Origin of the sequence: Sphaerochaeta sp., from assembly GCF_050178175.1 — a bacterium.
GTDB lineage: Bacteria > Spirochaetota > Spirochaetia > Sphaerochaetales > Sphaerochaetaceae > Sphaerochaeta.
On the sequence record NZ_JBFXGH010000011.1, the window covers coordinates 1 to 17,967 of the forward strand.

Consider the following 17,967-nt stretch of genomic DNA (forward strand, 5'->3'; position numbering starts at 1 on the left):
ATCAGAAAAGCTGTTTCCAGGTATCTGCCAGGAAGCAGCTTTTTATGTATCATCCTCCGTAGAGGAAATTCTCTACCTTGTCTGATAATCCTGAAGTCTCGCTCTCGGGGTGATAACTCTCAGGCAATGAACGCATCATGTACATACCATAGTTCTTGCTCACCACCCGGCTATCCAGAATGAGGACTACACCACGATCGCACGCTGAACGCAACAACCGCCCAAAGCCCTGTTTCAGTTTCATGGTTGCCGATTGTAGGGCGAGTTGGTAGAACCCACTTCCCCCATTGGCATCTATTGCCTCACAACGTGCCTTGAACACCGGGTCGGAGGGAACAGTGAATGGCAACTTCACAATGATTACCATGCGAAGTGTCTCCCCTGGTGCATCAACCCCTTCCCAGAAGGAGGAGGTAGCGAAGAGAACACTGTCCTTTTCATTGATGAACCTGTTGAGCAATGTATACCGGTCATACTCCCCTTGGCAGAGCAAGGTCAAACCCTCTTTCTCAAACGTTTCACTGAGTCTCTGGTGTACCTTCTTCAGCATGGAATAGCTGGTGAACAATACCAGCACACCTCCTCCTGCTGAAAGGACTGAGGACATGATGGTATCTACAAGATATGCCTCATATGCATCTTCCTTATCCTTGCTGTACAAGGGAGCATCGGATGGAGTAAGAAGCAACAATCGGTTTCGATAATCAAAGGGGGAGGAAAAAGCCCCCTTGAGGAAGGGACGCTCCTCATCATAGGGAAGTCCAACCCGGCTGGACCAAAATGCAAATTCATCATTCAGGTCAAGGGTTGCAGAAGTACATACCACGGTATCAAGTTTCCTGAACACCGCATCTACAAGCAGAGGGGCAATGGAAAGGGGGGTTATGCATACCTGTACCTGTCGGTGGGTACCGTAGGATTCAGCATTGAACCAGTGCACCTCATCCTGCCAGAGTGTGAAATTACAGAATTTGGCCAGTACCTCGCTCATCATGGCAATCCGAGTACCGCGTACCTTCAGCTCATTGATCTTGGCATCCAGTTCCTGGGGAGCCTTGTTCTGTTCTAGAAAGGTGTTGATCTTCGCAGCAAGTCTTCCGCTTGCCTGGGATACACTGGTGGCCGCATCAACAAACTGCTGTAAACGACCTTGGTGTTCCGCTTTTATCAGCACCGGCTGGTAGTCGTTTTTCTGAAAAACACCAAGCAAGTACTGATCAAGCGTACCCACGTTCTGGGTCAGGAGATGGATGTCATCCTGGATTCGGTCGATGATATCGGCTTCACTGCTGTATTCTCCCAGTTGCTCCAAGAGACTTTTCCCCCTGAACCGGCCGGAGCGCTGGATCTTCGAGATCTGGCGCAGCAATTGCTGGGAGTCATACACCTCGGTGAAGTACTCGGTGGCATTCGACTCTATGTTGTGAGCCTCATCGATGATAAGGCGATTGAACGGAGGAAGAATCATCTCCTCTTCATAACCTACGTCACTGATGAATCGGCTCTGGGCATCGGTAAAAAGCAAATGATGGTTGCTGATAATGATCTTCGCATCCTTTGCCTTTGCCTTTGCCTTGAAGTAGAAACAGTCACGAAAGTACGCACAGGCGTGGTTCTGGCAGAGGTCCCCGTCACTGCAGATTTCCCCTTTCAGTTCTCCACTCAGTCTTCCGGGAAAGTCTGCGAATAGGCCTGTTTCGCTCTCCTTGATCCACTGCCCGACCTGGTAAAGCTCACTGGCGGGGTCTTGGGCAATCAGGGAAGAATCAGCCTTCGCCTGCATGAAGCGGTTGATACAGAGATAGTTTCCCCTGCCCACGGCAAGTGCAATCTTGCAGGACAATCCGAGGAATTTGAACAGCATGGGAATATCCTTCTCATACAACTGTTTCTGCAAGTTGATCGTACTGGTTGCAACCACCGTGCGCTCATCAGGGGATTGCATTGCTGCATACAGGGCAACAGCAAGATAGGCAAAGGATTTACCGATACCGGTCCCCGCCTCTATTGCTGCTATGGCATTGCGTTCAAAGCTCTCTCTGACAAGGTCAGCCATATTGAGCTGTCCCTCGCGATACTCATAAGAGGGGAAGTTCTGCTCCAACAACCCATCCTTATCGAAAATCTGATAGATGTCATGCTTGGTCAATGTGATATTCCTGTATTTTCCTATGCAAGGTTTTCCTTCCAATACCCAAGACCTCTGCTGCCTTGGTCTTATTTCCCCCACACTGTGCAAGGGTGCTGATGATCAACTGTTTTTCCGCTTCAGCCAAGGTTATGCCGACATCAAGGGAAAGATTCTGCGAATTCTCCGCCTTGGTGACACTTGGGGGCAGGTCATCATACTCAATGACCGGCCCACGGGCAAGCACAACGGCACTCTCTATGCAATTTCTGAGTTCCCGGATGTTCCCCGGCCAGGAATAACTGAGCAAGGCACGTTTCGCCTGAGTGGAAAATCCCTCAATGCTGCGATTGTTCTCCTTGCTGAAAAGAGTAAGGAATGAGGTCATCAGGAGCGGAATATCATCTTTCCGTTCCCTCAGTGGAGGAACCTCGAGATGCACGACATTGAGTCTGTAATATAAATCCTCACGGAAATTGCCTTTCTCAATCTCCTTGAGCAGGTCCCGGTTGGTTGCGCACACGATACGGACATCAACAGAAATGGGTTTCTCCCCACCTACCCGCTCAAACTGCTTCTCCTGCAACACCCTCAATAGTTTCACTTGGGTGGCCGCATCAATCTCTCCGATTTCATCGAGGAAAATCGTTCCCCCATCAGCTAGTTCGAACCGTCCGCGTTTCTCTTTCACCGCCCCGGTAAAGGACCCCTTCTCGTGTCCAAACAACTCGCTCTCCAGCAAGCTGGCAGTCAGGGCGGCACAGTGCACCTTTACCAAAGGTCCCTTGCTTCTGTTGCTCAGTTCATGGATTGCATCAGCGACAAGCTCCTTGCCTACACCACTCTCGCCGGTGACCAGCACAGAGGCTTTTGTTGGTGCGACCTGGCTTACAATGTCCATCAGCTCCACCATTTTCTGGCTCTTACCGATGATTCGGTCATATCGATTACGTGCCTTGAGCTGGGCAACTTCCTCTTTCAGCCGTTCATGTTCTATATAGAGATCATTATTGGAAAGTGCTTTCTTGACCACCAGGGTCAAACGGTCCAGATCCACCGGTTTGGTGAAGAAATCGATGGCTCCCGAGCGCATTGCTTCCACTGCGGTCTCAATGGTCCCATGCCCGGTGAGTACGATGACCGGCATGCGGGGATAGGCACTGTTGATTTTCTTCAACAATTCCTCCCCACTCATGTTCGGCATTCTCAGGTCAGTGATGACAAGATCAACCGACTGTTTGTTCACCATATCCCAGGCTACCTTTCCATCCTCTGCCTCAAGGGTCTCAAAACCTTCAAGTTCCATGGCCAATGCAAGGCCGTTTCTGATATTTTTCTCATCGTCACATATCAGGATGTTACGACTCATAGTGCACCTCCGCTACCGTATCCCACTTCAGTGCAAGCCGTTCACTTTTGGGAACCGGGAATGTAAGGGTGAATACAGTTCCCTCTCCAAGCTTGCTCTGCACCGTAATATCTCCCTTGTGTTCTTTCAAAATCTTGTAGACCACAGTCAGTCCAAGCCCCGTACCGGTAGCCTTGGTAGTGAAGTAGGGTTCAAATATCTTCTGTTGTGTCTCCTCATCCATACCAATGCCGGTATCCTGGATTTTCAACACTACATGGTCCCCATCCAGCCTGGTCTGGAGAATGAGTTTTCCCCCACCCTCCATGGCGTTCATGGCATTCTTTATCAGGTTGAGTACTGCCTGCTTGAGCAGATGCTCATCATATTCCAACCGAGGCAATGAAGACGCAAAGTCCTTGATCAGGTGAACGCTGTGCTCTTCCAGTTCCGGCTCCACAAAAGAGCAGATATCCTCCAATGTCTTGGTCATCTGAGCAAGGCGCAGCCGTATGTCCATGGGCCGTACCGCAAAGAGAAAATCCACCACGATACCATTGAGACGGCTGATTTCCTCCTCCAAGACAGAGAGATATCGCTCAGCATCACCAAGGGTAAGTGACTCCTTCCTTTCAAACGCTTTTTTCAGGAGTTGCAAATGAATCCCCATCGCTGCAAGCGGGTTCTTGATCTCATGGGCTACCCCTGCGGCCATGGTGGTCATCGACGCAAGGTTCTCACTCCTGCGAAGCCTGGCTTCATTTGCATTATGCTCAGTGACATCACTCAACATGATCACAAAGGAAGACCTCATCCTCTCCGAGCTGTTCATGTAGGAATAGACCGTCACAGCGATGGTCTGCATCTTGGTTCCCTTCTGGAATGTGAACTCGTTTTCTTCATCCTGATGCTTTCCCTTGAGTGCCAGCATAATATAGTGAAGGATATGCTCATCCTCAATGACCCTGGAGAGAGCCATCCCTTCATAGTTCCGCATTCTTGCCATGGGAATGAGGGTGCGGCATCTGCTGTTTGCATAGTGAACGATTTTTCTCTCGTCGGTCAGGATTACCCCATCCTGGATGGACTCAAGCACACTCTCCAGCATCTCAAGGTCACTGGATTGGCTCTTCAGGATCTCAACTATCTGGTTGGTATCAAGCTGGTCAATCTTCTGGATTGCCCGTTGGACAAAGTTTTTCATGCTTCCTCCATCATTTGATAGTATAGGGATTCAAGCATCAGCCGATTGTTCTGGTTGTAGAGTTGCGCCCTGTTGTAGGTCGTATTGACCAGTGAGGAGAGCGCAAGCAGCGACCGGGGAGGCATCACCCGCCTGAGCGACTCAAGCATTGCCTTCAATACAAACTCATACCCTTGCATATCGTCAATTTCCTTGAGCAGTGATGCAATCTCACTGCTCTGCAGATAACGCCGCTCCTGTACGGAAGCAACGAAAAGCTCTGCAATCCGAGTGGCGCGAGCGAGATCCATCCCACCACCTTCAAGGAAGAAAGACTCCAAGGAGTCGTACTGTTTATCGTGAAGATAGAACGGTTGGAGGTATTTACCAACCGCTTCCCGGGAGAGTGGCGGAAATGCATACCTGCGCACCCTGGAAAGGATTGTCTGCATAATCCGGTTTGGATACTCACTGATCAGGAAGTAATAGGTATCTTTCGCTGGTTCTTCAAGCATCTTCAGCAAGCTGTTGCGGGCAGAGCTGTTTGTCATCTCCATCGCCTCCAGTATGATGAATCGTTTCCCATCCCCCATGCTGGTCTGGCCGCTCCAATGCTCCAGTGCCCGCACCTGAGAGATGGTCACCGTGGTATTCTTCTTGGCTGCGGTAAAGAGTCCTTTCAGGGCACCTCGTAGTTCCTTGACTGCTTTCTTGGCCTGGGAGGCATTCCCTATCTCCATCCGTGCTAAATCCACAAGGAGGTCATTGACCTGTCCCGCAAGGGATGCCGCTGCATTCTGACTCTGTGTCTGTGCACCTGAGAGCAAGGCTGGATGGTACTGCAGCAACATCCGCCGGATACTCTGTATGACGAATTGTCGGGAAAAATCGTTATAGAGCCTTTCAAAGGTGGAGAGACTTGTCTCGATGACGCTTCGGTGATCCCTCTGACTGATGATGACCACATTTGAGACAGTGAGGTTTCTGAATTTCCGGCAACTTTCACAACTGCAGTGATCATCTCCCCCTTGATAGCAAGAAAGCACTCTTGCCGTCTCAAGGGCAAAACTCATTCTGAGGCTATACCGACTTCCACCAAACAGGTTTACCTGACTCATGGTACCAGAGGTAATCTGATCCTGTAGTTGCTCAGCCACTCCCTTCTGGTATTCCTTCAAGGCTTCAAACATTCGGGGCCTGCACTGTTGAAGCGAACCAGTTTACCGTCTCGGGAACCAACGGCCTCACTACATTAAGGGTGAATTGGCTTTTATTGAATACAGTAGAAAAGTCGAAGACTGTTTGGAGTTCCAGCACATAGATCACCAAGGCACACACAATACCCACTTCAATGACTCCCCACAGAAAACCAAGCAAGCCATTCACTGGACGAAGGCCTGTGGCATTCAGTGCTGTTTCCAAAAGATTTCCCACAAAGCGCATCAAAGCATAGCCAATCAAGAACAGGATCACAAAACTGATAAGACTTGCAAGCAGATCGGGAAGTGCGAATGACTGAACCAACAATTCAGCAATCAGTTTGGTGAACATCAACGCAGAGAAAAAACCGACGATATAGCCACTGCGATGGCTGAATGCAGCTGCAAACCCTATAAGGGTATCGGCGATTCCTCCAATGATTGCAAGCGAGAAAACGATGATATCGATTGAATTGAAATATACAGAACCTATGGTCAAACCCCACTGCATGTTGACTCCTTCACTGTTTTCAGCACAGTTGCTATACGTTGTGCACTCGTTTCATGAGCAATCTTTGCCAGGTTGCCACGCAACCTCCCGCGAAGCTTCTCGTCAGTAACCAAGGAAGATATACCTTCCAGAAACCGCTTCACATCCAGGATGTCTGGATAGAGCACCATCACCGCTTCCTTCTGTTCAAACAGACGAGCGTTGTCTATCTGGTCACCTCTACTTGATGCCCCACCCAAGGGGATGAGAAGGGATGGACACCCAAACAACGCAATTTCAGCCAAGGTATTCGCCCCTGCCCGGCTGACTACCACCGTGGCATGTTTCAGGAGAAGGGGCAATGCCTCATCAATGAACGGTACCTCCTGGTAATGGTCATGTACTATGTGCTGTATGCCCTTTTCCCCGCACTGATGATAGACATACCCCATCTCAGTAAGGGAATCAAGAGTCTCCCGCACCAATTGATTAATCTGGGCGGAACCACTGCTGCCACCCAGAACAAGAATCAAGGGCTCTGCTGGACCCAAGAACGCTGGCCGTTGCAATGCATCTTGTCTTGATGCGAGCACCAGAGATCGTCGCACCGGGTTGCCGGTGACCACCAGCTTGTGCTTCCCCAGTGAGGTGAACCCCTCGGGAAAAGGAACGCAGATACGTGTTGAAAACCTTGCATTTATCCTGGTCGCCAGACCGGGTGTTGCATCGCTCTCATGACTTACCACCGGAATGCGCAATACTGCCGCCGCCAATACCGGGGGTACTGATACAAACCCTCCCTTGGAAAAGAGTACGTCAGGTCTCTGGTCTCTCAGGATACGAAGCGCCTGGAAGAAAGCAATACAGATATTTCCGATGTCAAGGAAGTTCCTGAGGGACCAGTAGCGACGAAGTTTCCCCCACCGTATCGCAAAAAATGGAATACCATAGCGTGCAACAGCCTCCTTCTCGGAGGCTTCCTCACGTCCGATCCAAAAACAGCGGTAGTCCGGCAAGAGAGCCAACTCTTCATGGACAGCCAAGGCTGGAAAAACGTGTCCGAGGGTTCCTCCCCCTGTGTAACAGACTACCATGGCATCACTATAGCACAATGGGAGCAGTTGCTCCAGCAGTATTGTATCACTTTGATACACCATGGGTATAATTGTCCCATCTTTTCCAAGCACTTGTACTTTTCTTGCAACTCCAGTATGAGTATACTTACAAGAAGGGGACAAGCCCCTATATTCGCAACAAGAGAGAAATTCATGGGCACCTCACTATTTACCAAACTGTTCGGAACAAAACAAGACAAGGACATCAAATCCCTCAAGCCACTCGTTGAGCTGGTCAACAAGGAAGCAGCCTGGGCAGAGAGTCTCAGTGCTGAAGAGGTGCGCCAGCAAACCCAAAGCTTCAAGGAGCAAGTAGCGCAAGGTGCAAGCCTTGACTCCCTCTTGCCCAAGGCCTTTGCCTTGGCAAGAGAAGCTGCAAGCCGAGTGTTGGGCGAACGGCACTACGATGTGCAGATCATGGGAGCGGTCGTGCTCCATCAGGGAAAGATCCTGGAAATGAAAACCGGTGAAGGAAAGACCCTCACCTGTGTTCCGGCTGCATATTTGAATGCGCTTACCGGAAAAGGCGTCCATGTAGTGACCGTAAACGACTATCTAGCAGGTCGTGATGCCTCCTGGATGGGCCCCATCTATGAATACCTGGGGCTCTCCGTGGGTGTCATCCTCTCGTCCATGGACAATGAAGCAAAACGGAGTTCCTATTCCAAGGATATTACATACGGTACGAACAATGAGTTTGGCTTTGACTATCTCAGGGATAACATGAAGTGGTCTCAGCAGGAAAAGATACAGCCAAAACACCACTACTGCATCATCGATGAGATCGACTCGATCCTTATTGATGAGGCAAGAACCCCCTTGATCATCAGCGGACAAAGTGAGGATGACTCTGCACAGGTACTGGGAGCAGCAAAGATAGCCCCTCTACTCACTGAGTGTGAAAAGAATCCTGATACCGGTGATTACTATGAACCCGATCCACTTGCACGCTTCGACCGCAAGGCTCCCGCATTCGAGGAACATGGGGACTACAAGCTGGACGAAAAGCAAAAAAAGGTTTCTTTCACCAACCAAGGGATGAACCATATTGAGGAATTACTGAACAAGTATCACATCATCAACGGTTCACTCTATGAGGATGAGAACTTCGAGTATGTCCACTATGTCACCCAGGCGGTAAAGGCTCTTCGTTTGTATACCCCCGATGTCGATTATGTGGTCGTCGAAGGACAGGTACAGATTGTTGATGAATTCACCGGCCGTATACTCCACGGCAGGCGCTACAGCGAGGGTCTCCATCAGGCAATTGAGGCAAAGGAAAAAATCAAGATCCTTGGGCAGAACAAAACTCTTGCCACAATCACCTACCAGAACTTCTTCAGAATGTACGACAAGATCAGCGGCATGACCGGTACCGCAGATACCGAGGCTCCTGAGTTCCTCAAGATTTACGGCCTCGATGTTGTGGTCATCCCGACCAACAAGCCGATTATCAGAAAAGATTATCCGGATTTGGTCTACTATAATGAGGAGTTCAAGTTCAAGGCCATCTGTGAGGAGATCCAAAAGGTCCATAGTACGGGGCAACCAATTCTAGTCGGCACCATCAGCATTGAGAAAAGCGAGCTGCTCTCAGTCCTGCTTCGCAGGATGGGCGTCAAGCACGAGGTGCTCAATGCCAAGAACCATGCACGGGAGGCCTTGATCATCGAGAACGCCGGTGCAAAAGGTGCGGTCACCATTGCCACAAACATGGCAGGACGTGGAACCGATATCAAGCTTGGCGGCAGCCTCGAGGGCAGAGCGAGGGCCCTCTGTGGGGCCGATGCTACTGCAGAGGAGCTTGCTGCAGCAATCAAGAAAGTATATCCCGCATGGAAGCATGATTATGAAGAGGTAAAGGAGCTCGGTGGGCTCTACATCCTTGGTACTGAAAGGCATGAATCCAGACGTATCGACAATCAGCTCCGTGGCCGGAGTGGCCGTCAGGGAGACCCTGGTGCAAGCCGGTTCTTTGTCTCCCTGGATGATTCCCTGATGCGCCTTTTCGCATCTGAAAACCTGAAGAACATACTCGGCAAGATCGGCATGCAGGATGGGGAGCCCATTGAACACCGTATGCTGAGCAATGCAATCGAGAAAGCCCAGAAGCGTGTAGAGGATCGCAACTTTGAAATCAGGAAACACCTTCTTGAATACGATGATGTGCTCAATGAACAGAGAAATTATCTCTATAATGAGCGTGATGCAATCCTTTGCGATGAGCACCTACTGGAACGTGTCAGGGGTATTTGTCACGATATCAGCGATGATATGGTTGACCAGGTATTTTCCGATGGCAAGGACGACAAGAAGGGAATCAAGTTGCTTGAGGGGATGTTCACCACGTTTCACCTTGAGATTCCTCCCCTTCCCGAGCAAGCTTCACCAGAGGAGTACAAACGACAACTGCGGCAGTATATCGACAAGGAGATTGATGACAAGGTTGCCCTCACGGGAGAGAAACCATTCAACGATTTCCTCCGTTTCAACTACCTCCGTCAGATCGATCTCAGATGGCAGGACCATCTCACAGCTCTTGAAGATCTTCGTGACGCCGTAGGCCTGAGAAGCTACGCACAACGTAATCCGCTGGTTGAGTACAAGGTGGAAGGGTTTGAGATCTTTACCGAGATGCTTGAAGGAATCAAGGTATTCATGGCACAAACCCTGGTCAGTGTGAAGATTACCAAACCGGAACAGCAGTACCGACAAAAGGTCAAGGAAGCCAAAACAGTGGAGCGTCACCAGGCACAAGGTGCTTTCAGTAGTGCAAGCCAAGGTCCCCGGCGAGTACAGGGTGAAGGGGAGACGGCTCCGGTTACGGTAAGAAGACAGACCCCAAAGGTGGGAAGGAATGACCCATGCCCATGCGGGAGCGGTAAGAAATACAAGCATTGCTGCGGAAAGAATGCTTAAGGATTTGCCCAAACAGCAAAAGGGAAGGAGACTGCATTTGCGGTCTCCTTTTTGGTATCCACAATTATCCTAGAAGAATTGCAGGGGATCAAGCGCAATTCCAGATTGTTCGATGCTGAAGAAGAGCGTCGGTTGCTCATAATCAGTCCCACTGGTTCCGATACTCCCTATAACCTGTCCCTTTTCGAGACTTGCACCGATGCGCACATCACTGCTTACATTCTCCAGATGGTAATAACTGCTTCGGTAGCCACCCTCATGGCTGAGGATCACGAATCTCCCCCTACCCTTCTGCTCATACCCTGCATCTACCACTTCACCCTTGGCTGAAGCTACAACAGCTTCTCCCCAATCGCCTTCAATGAGGATTCCGGCGAGGATTTCACTGGTCCCGGTTGTCGGGTTCTCAAAAGACTGTCCAAAGAGCCTGCTGATGGTTCCTGAGGACGGTTTCTGGAACTGGATGGGGGAAACATCAGTGAGCTGGGCAAGAGAGGATGATGAGGTATCAGGAATGAAAAGCTCCTGACCAACGAAAATCCTCTCATTCTTCAGGTTATTGAGCTCCTGCAAGGTCTTCCACCCCAAGGTGGGACTGTACCTTCGGGCGATTGTGCTGAGCATATCGCCCTCTCTCACTGTATAGAGCTGACCATCACGGTCGGGAATGGTAAGGACAACCCCTTCCTTGACAGCTTGGATGTTCCGGATTTTGTTCACACTGATCAGGGTCTGTGGCTTGAGACTGTACAAATCTGCGATGGACGCAAGATCCTCACCTTCCTTGACCAGATGCTCTGCATACTGGATGGAAGCACCACTGGTGGTGGGAGTTCTCCGAAGGGGAGAAGAATCATCGATTGCCCTGGCACTTCCCGTATCCACTACCGGTGCATCCGATGGCGATATGCCCCCTTCCGGGTTCACATCACTTCTGATTTGCGGTGCATCAGCAATTTCCTTCACCTCGGGTAGTACTTCCTCAATCACCGTAGATTGGTTTTCGGGACCTTGATTCTGTGCTGGAAAAAACTGATACCAGATCACAATTACCACCACACAGATAGCGATACCCAGGGCAATCGTCCAGATCAGCCCTTTGCTCGGTCGGTTATTTTCTGAGCCATCCCTTCCTGAACGCCAAGAAGACCGCTCTTGCATGTCATCGTAGTAGTCTTTTCCCATAGCTCGACATTACCTTTCCTACATAGTAGTATAATTCAATCATGGCTACCAGTCCAAACCATACATATATCAAATTCTTCACCGTCCTTATTTCCCTTATCCTAGGGATTTTTTTCATCAGATTGGCCTTTCTGATGCTTTCTGGCCAGCCACAGACAAAAACATACCACAATCCAGAGGTAGCTGAAAATGTGGTAAGGGGAACAATCTATGACCGAAATGGAAGAATTCTCGCCATTGAACGTCCCTATTGGGGCGTATACCTTCATCTCAACAAGATCGAGGACCTAACTCAGGTAAGCGAGATCATTGCCCCTTTTGTAGAGATGAGCCCATCAGAGATACAACAGAAAGCAAGCAACTACACCACTTATGCACAGATCAAGAAGGCGATAGACGACAGACAGGTAGAACCCCTGCGCAGCATCTTGCAGGAACATGGCCTGCAGAACCAGGTAAACGTGGAGAAACGGATAGGGCGCACCTATCCTGCAAAATTCCACGCATCACAGACCATTGGATTCACCAATGTAGATATGGAGGGAATTGAAGGAATTGAGTTGAGTCAGGAAGAATTCCTCAATCCTTATCCAGAAATCGGGAACCGTAACACTACCTATGGGGAGGATGTCATACTCACCCTGGATATAGATATCCAGTACGCATTGGATGTACAGCTGCAACAAATTGCCGATGAATTCAACCCTGATTATGCAATGGCACTCGTACTCGATGCCCAAAATGGTGATATTCTTGGCATGTCCAGCTACCCTTGGTACGATATCAATGCTCTTGGTCACAGTGAGGAAGAACAAAGAAGGAACAATGCAGTGAATCTTCTGTATGAGCCAGGATCAGTCTTCAAGCTGTTCAGTATGGCTTCCATCCTCCAGATTGGAGAGGCACAGACTGAAGAGCCCTTTCTCTGTGATGGTTCCTACACCTTCCATGCAGGATCCAGCAATGTGACGATCAACTGTACTTCACCACATGGGGAAGTTGATGTGGAAACCATGCTTGCAAAATCATGCAATGGGGCAATTTCGCATTGGGCACTCCAGACTGACCCCATTTCTTTTTATACTATGTTGGAACAAATGGGATTCACCAACAGCTATGATATATCGCTCCCCTCCAAGGCAAAGGCATATATCGCCAACCCTTCCCAGTGGTCTGGAAGAACCCTGCCAACCATTGCCTTTGGACAGGAGCTCTTGGTAAGTGCCTTGCATCTCTGTACAGCAGCTACAGCACTCTCTCCAAGGGGGGAACTCATCGCTCCACATCTTATCCTCTCCCGTTCCTCTCCCGTTAGCGGAGAGAAAAGCTACCAACGGGAACGTATGGTGATCTCCCAGGTGCTGGAACCTTCGGTCACTGAACGGATTCGTGAAGGAATGTACCGCGCTTCACTTTCAGGAGGCACGGGAATCCAGGCAAGCGTTGAGGGTGTGGCCCTAGGGGTCAAGACGGGAACAGCCCAACTGTTCAATGAGGAGACAAAAAGCTATGAGGATGGAACCATCCTCGTATCTACACTTGGCATGGTGCCGATTGATAATCCACAGTACATACTCTATGTAGCGGCGGGTAATCCGAAAGGGGCTTCCCTATATGGATCAAATGTAGCAGCGCCAGCGGTTGGCGCCATCGTCAGGACGCTCATAAGCCAGGGAAAACTGATTGCAAGCGATACACCCATCCTTCAGGGAGATGGGAAGAATTGATCAAGCTCAAGAGTAAAACCACGCAATCGGGGAACCAATACCGACGCATCGGCACGATGAAAATCCTCAGGCACCCCCTGTCCATCAGCGAGGAAGGAGAGAGGAAGCCCAGCCTCCTTGGCAAAGAACAGAATATTGCCTATCCCTTGGGTCTCATCGAGCTTGGTCACCAGTAATTTTCGCAGGTTATATTCACTGAACAGTTCATACTGTGCAATAAGGTCGGTGAATTTACTGCTTGCACTGACCACCAAGGTGTACTCACGTTCCTTGTCATCAAAAGAGGAAAACAGGTCGGAAAGAGAATCCCTAAGCATCACATCCTTGCTGCTATGGCCGGTGGTATCGACCAGAACATGGTCATAGGTCTCCAGGGCGTCAAGCAACCCAGACAATACCCCTGCATCAGTGGCCTCATACAGCGGGAGGGAGTACTCCTTTGCAAAGAATCTCACCTGTTCCAACGCACCAGGACGATGCACATCAAAACTGAGCAGGGCTACTTTCTTTCCCTCTTTTGCCCGGAGATGGATAGCAAGTTTTACCAGGCTGGTGGTCTTCCCCACCCCGGCCGGTCCTACCAGCACTAGGTACCGTTGTTGGACGGAATCCTCAAACTGCAGGCCTTCAAGAAGATACTGGAAAAACCGGACTTCAAGCTCTGCTTGACCCAGGGTCTTCTCTTCGGGCAACAACATACTCTTGATTTGTTCGATTCTGGCCGGGGGAATCTCATTTTGTTCCATAAGAAAGGACAAATGGTCCCCTGCATGGAAAACAGGACCTTCCGCCACCCCCTCTTCAACAGGTTCTGCATCCTCCACCAGGAAAAAGGTGATGCGGCAACGTTTTTCCTTTCGCATCCCTTTTTTCACCAGGAAATCCTTACGCGTATGAACACGCACTGCACTTCCCCACTGCATGCGGGCTTCTTTCAATGCGTGTTCATAGTCTTCTGCCTCGAGCGTTAGGAATTCCAAATTACCCCCTTAGAGAATGAACTTGGAGAGGTCCTGATCCTGGAGAACATCATGCAACCGTTCATCAACGTATGCTGCGGTGATGGTGATGGTTTGACCTGAAAGCTCATCTGCACTGAAGGAAAGTTCTTCCAGGAGCTTCTCCATGATGGTGAACAGTCTCCTGGCACCTATATTATCATTCGTTGCATTCACTTCATAGGCTATCTCACTGACTTTCCTGATGGCTGCATCGTCAAATATGATTTCCACCCCTTCGGTCTTGAGCAATTCATGATACTGCATGGTCATCGCATTTGCGGGCTCTGTAAGAATCCGGTAGAAATCATCAGCACTCAGGTCATCCAATTCAACGCGAAGCGGGAAACGCCCCTGCAACTCAGGGATCAGGTCACTGGGCTTGGAAACATGGAATGCACCACTGGCAATGAAGAGGATATGTGTGGTATCGATCACACCCCATTTGGTGGAAACACTGGTTCCCTCAACGATAGGGAGTATATCACGCTGCACACCTTCCCTGCTTACATCAATGCTGGAAGCTCCACCACCGCTTTTGGCGACCTTGTCAATCTCATCGAGGAATACAATCCCCATCTGCTCTACCCGTTCCTTGGCCTCCTCAATGGCGCGGTCATTGTCCACCGCCTTCTCGGTCTCTTCCTCGGTAAAAATCTCACGGGCACGTTTTACGGTCAACTTTCGGTTATGGCCACGGTCGTTCCCAAAGATTGAGCCAAGGCTCTGCATTGCATCCTGCAACTCTTCCATGTTCGGCTGACCAAGGACCTCAATACCGACCCGCTTCCTGCTCTGGACATTGACTTCTATCTCACGGTTATCAAACTTCCCATCCCTGAGCATCTCCCTGAAACGTTCACGGGTTGCCTTCTGGCTGTCTGTGAAGCTGCTGCCTGCCGGCACCACATCGCGTTTCTCATCATCCTTGGCCTGGGGAAGCAACATATCGAGCAGACGCTCCTCAACCCTGCTTGCCACCTTTTCCTTCTCAGCTTCGGCAAGTTCAGCTTTCACTTGCTGGACAGCGATACTCATGAGGTCCCTGATGATTGATTCGACATCCCGTCCGACGTACCCTACCTCAGTGTACTTGGTAGCCTCAACCTTGATAAACGGAGCGTTGGACAACTTTGCGATACGTCTTGCTATCTCAGTCTTTCCCACTCCAGTGGGTCCGATCATGATGATGTTCTTGGGAGAGACTTCGTCCCTGATTTCCTCAGGAAGCCGTTTCCTGCGGGTCCGGTTGCGAATCGCAACCGCGATGGTTCGCTTGGCCTTCTGCTGGCCAATAATATATTTATCTAGTTCTGAAACAATCTGAGAAGGCTTGAGCTCATCAAGCTTCCTGCTTGCCGAATATCCCATATGCTTATAGTACCTCTACGTTAATCTGATCATCTGTATAGATGCAGACTGATGCTGCTATCTGTACACTCTTTCTGGCAATCTCCTCCGCTGACATGGTGGAGTCTGCCTCCAGATATGCCAATGCAGCACTGAGTGCGTAGTTACCCCCACTTCCAATGCCGATTGCATCCCGTTCTGGGTCGACCACATCCCCTGCTCCATTGATCAGGAAGATTCTCTTTCCATCGCTTACAAGCATCATTGCCTCGAGCTGACGCAACTGCTTATCGGTTCTCCACTGCTTTGCCAGTTCCACTGCAGAGCGGGTCAGGTCGCCATTGTACTGCTTCAATTTTCCCTCAAAAAGTTCAAAGAGGGTGAATGCATCAGCAGTCGTTCCAGCGAAGCCGGTGATTACCTTCCCGTCATATAGTGTTCGCACCTTATGTGCGTTTGACTTTAAGATCGTATCGCCTGCAGTGACCTGTCCATCGCCAGCTATGGCGACATGTCCGTTTCTTTTCACTGCGACGATGGTTGTTCCTTTAAAACTACTCATGTTGCTTCCTTCCATGGGGGTGGCAGGATGCGTAGACCCGTGCCAGCCTCTCTTTCGATACATGGGTGTAGATCTGGGTGGTAGAGATGCTGGCATGACCAAGCAATTCCTGTACCAATCGGATATCTGCCCCGTTGTCCAGAAGATGGGTTGCATAGGTATGCCTCAGTACATGGGGCGTAAACTGTTTCTGCCACCCAAGCCTTCTTCTATATGTAGCAAACATACTACCAACAGTGCTCATCGGCAACTGTTTTCCCTGTATTGAACAGAACAAGAAGGGACAATCGAATCGTTCTCTTTTCAGGCTCAAATACGTCTGCAAGACATTCCTGCAATGGTTGGTGAAAAAGACGTATCGGCTTTTCGACCCCTTTCCCAAGACTCGTATACGTCGTTTATCCCATTCAATTGATTCCTCTTTAATGCCGAGCACCTCACTGATTCTGCAACCAGTGTCATAGAGCAGGGTAAAGAGTGAAACAGAGCGGGCAGAGCGGAAATCATCACAGCTCTGGCTGAGCAGCTGTGCCACCTCCTTGACAGAAAGAACAGTGGGGAGGTGGTTCTCTCTCCTGTGTGTTGCCACAAGTGTGAATGGGTTTACCGAACATACCCCACGTTTACACAATGAAGTATAGAACGTCCTTACACAGCTGATCTTCCGGTTCACTGTCTTCTCACTGTAGTGGTTATCGAATTTCAGGAACCTAAGGTACATTCTTCCATCCTCCCTGCCAGCCTCTTGCAGGCCAATCCCAAGGGAAGAGAAATAAGCTGACAGCTGTTCCAGGTCTCTCCTGTAGGCAAGCAGGGTATGGTCACTAAGATTACGGATCTGTTTCTGGGTTTCCAGGAACTCCTGGATCAAGGGCTCATCCATACTCTAGACTATACCATGCCCGTCCAAAGCGGTACAACGTACCAGCTCCCCCTCTTCTCTCTTCCACCTTGCAGTGGCTCTCCCAACAAAGAAGGGATGCGAGATCACGGAAAGAGGCAACATCAGGGGCTCCCATCTGTGCAAGAGAGGCAATGCCTCCATCCAGTGAGCCACCACAGAGCCCTTCAGAGTGCACAAACACCTCCTTGCCTTGGTCCAGTGCAGAGGAGGCACAGTGCAGGCATCCGCTTTTCTCAGGGGACTGTATGACCATGGTAGCGTTCCCAAGCGCAGTCGAGAGCATATTACGGCTCAGGCAACGGGAAGGGAAAGCTGCATCATCAGGTTCGTAGGGAGAGAGCAATGAGACGAACGGTAATGCATGATATGCCTTGATGCGATGTGTCGCCAAACCACAGTCACAGATGACGAATGCATTGGCTTTCAGGTCCCCGCTGGCATAAAGCGCAGTCCTATCAATCCCTCGGCTGTTGCTTGTCACCAGAGTGGTGTTGTTGGCACAGGCTTCCAGTGCAAACCGGTAGGCCCGTTGAGCACCGAGACCATCCGGATAGCGGGTCCCGCAGAGTGTAAGCAACTGGGCAGACGGGTCAGGCAGAAGCCTGTTGTACATAAGCCTGAACGGGGGGTTCTCCATCTGGTAGAGCGTGGAAGGATACCCTTCCATTCCCCAGAAACAGACTTTGAGTGATTGCTCATCATGAAGAAACCTGAGCATCCGCTTCACCCGGGCCATGCTTGCTCCACGGTTTACGAGTTCCCGCAGTGTAATACCAGAATGAGCCAATGCTATCCTCTTCTCACATGGGAGCGGCAGGAGACTGAGTGCCAGTAGTATTGAAAGTTTCATATCTCCCAA

14 protein-coding genes are annotated in these 17,967 nt (G+C 50.1%); 2 read left to right on the forward strand and 12 right to left on the reverse strand.

Features of this window, described 5'->3' with window-relative positions:
• Window positions 1-49: 49 nt before the first annotated feature.
• The 6 genes from AB7S66_RS02360 to murG are packed head-to-tail and all read right to left on the reverse strand — an operon-like array spanning window position 50 to window position 7,505.
• Entirely contained in the window at window positions 50-2,149 is a 2,100-nt protein-coding gene (locus tag AB7S66_RS02360; protein ID WP_428517768.1) for an ATP-dependent DNA helicase, read from the reverse strand.
• A complete protein-coding gene (locus AB7S66_RS02365; RefSeq protein WP_428517769.1) occupies window positions 2,136-3,497 on the reverse strand; it encodes a sigma-54-dependent transcriptional regulator in 1,362 nt (453 codons plus the stop codon). The genes AB7S66_RS02360 and AB7S66_RS02365 overlap by 14 nt, the downstream gene beginning before the upstream one ends.
• Window positions 3,487-4,680, reverse strand: coding sequence for a two-component system sensor histidine kinase NtrB (locus tag AB7S66_RS02370; protein WP_428517770.1), 1,194 nt, complete (start codon window positions 4,678-4,680; stop codon window positions 3,487-3,489). Before AB7S66_RS02370 ends, AB7S66_RS02365 begins: the two co-directional genes overlap by 11 nt.
• Complete coding sequence (locus tag AB7S66_RS02375) at window positions 4,677-5,849, reverse strand: hypothetical protein (protein WP_428517771.1); 1,173 nt, start codon at window positions 5,847-5,849, stop codon at window positions 4,677-4,679. Before AB7S66_RS02375 ends, AB7S66_RS02370 begins: the two co-directional genes overlap by 4 nt.
• Complete coding sequence (locus AB7S66_RS02380) at window positions 5,842-6,369, reverse strand: CvpA family protein (RefSeq protein ID WP_428517772.1); 528 nt, start codon at window positions 6,367-6,369, stop codon at window positions 5,842-5,844. The genes AB7S66_RS02375 and AB7S66_RS02380 overlap by 8 nt, the downstream gene beginning before the upstream one ends.
• The gene (gene murG / locus AB7S66_RS02385; protein WP_428517773.1) at window positions 6,354-7,505 is read right to left on the reverse strand and encodes an undecaprenyldiphospho-muramoylpentapeptide beta-N-acetylglucosaminyltransferase; all 1,152 of its coding nucleotides are present in this window, start codon (window positions 7,503-7,505) and stop codon (window positions 6,354-6,356) included. The genes AB7S66_RS02380 and murG overlap by 16 nt, the downstream gene beginning before the upstream one ends.
• A 111-nt stretch (window positions 7,506-7,616) precedes the next feature.
• Between murG and secA the strand changes: the two genes are divergently transcribed.
• Window positions 7,617-10,382, forward strand: a complete 2,766-nt coding sequence (secA, locus tag AB7S66_RS02390; protein ID WP_428517774.1) for a preprotein translocase subunit SecA — start codon at window positions 7,617-7,619, stop codon at window positions 10,380-10,382.
• A gap of 69 nt (window positions 10,383-10,451) precedes the next feature.
• Here the strand turns inward: secA and AB7S66_RS02395 are convergent, their stop codons facing one another.
• Window positions 10,452-11,567, reverse strand: a complete 1,116-nt coding sequence (locus AB7S66_RS02395) for a LysM peptidoglycan-binding domain-containing protein (RefSeq protein ID WP_428517775.1) — start codon at window positions 11,565-11,567, stop codon at window positions 10,452-10,454.
• A 41-nt stretch (window positions 11,568-11,608) separates the two neighbouring features.
• On the opposite strand from AB7S66_RS02395, the gene AB7S66_RS02400 reads away from it, so the two are divergent.
• On the forward strand, window positions 11,609-13,294 hold the full coding sequence (locus AB7S66_RS02400; protein ID WP_428517776.1) for a peptidoglycan D,D-transpeptidase FtsI family protein: 1,686 nt from the start codon (window positions 11,609-11,611) through the stop codon (window positions 13,292-13,294).
• Here AB7S66_RS02400 and AB7S66_RS02405 read toward each other — a convergent pair.
• From AB7S66_RS02405 to AB7S66_RS02425, 5 genes are read right to left on the reverse strand one after another with little or no spacing between them, the layout of a single operon-like run.
• Window positions 13,273-14,274 carry a hypothetical protein gene (locus AB7S66_RS02405; protein WP_428517777.1) on the reverse strand — a complete coding sequence of 334 codons (1,002 nt, stop codon included), beginning with the start codon at window positions 14,272-14,274 and terminating at the stop codon, window positions 13,273-13,275. The genes AB7S66_RS02400 and AB7S66_RS02405 overlap by 22 nt on opposite strands.
• A 9-nt stretch (window positions 14,275-14,283) precedes the next feature.
• Window positions 14,284-15,663, reverse strand: coding sequence for an ATP-dependent protease ATPase subunit HslU (hslU, locus tag AB7S66_RS02410; RefSeq protein ID WP_428517778.1), 1,380 nt, complete (start codon window positions 15,661-15,663; stop codon window positions 14,284-14,286).
• A 4-nt stretch (window positions 15,664-15,667) separates the two neighbouring features.
• Complete coding sequence (hslV, locus tag AB7S66_RS02415; RefSeq protein ID WP_428517779.1) at window positions 15,668-16,204, reverse strand: ATP-dependent protease subunit HslV; 537 nt, start codon at window positions 16,202-16,204, stop codon at window positions 15,668-15,670.
• Window positions 16,197-17,087, reverse strand: coding sequence for a site-specific tyrosine recombinase/integron integrase (xerA, locus tag AB7S66_RS02420; protein WP_428517780.1), 891 nt, complete (start codon window positions 17,085-17,087; stop codon window positions 16,197-16,199). The genes hslV and xerA overlap by 8 nt, the downstream gene beginning before the upstream one ends.
• Complete coding sequence (locus AB7S66_RS02425; RefSeq protein WP_428517781.1) at window positions 17,080-17,958, reverse strand: DNA-processing protein DprA; 879 nt, start codon at window positions 17,956-17,958, stop codon at window positions 17,080-17,082. The genes xerA and AB7S66_RS02425 overlap by 8 nt, the downstream gene beginning before the upstream one ends.
• Between the last annotated feature and the right edge of the window lie 9 nt (window positions 17,959-17,967).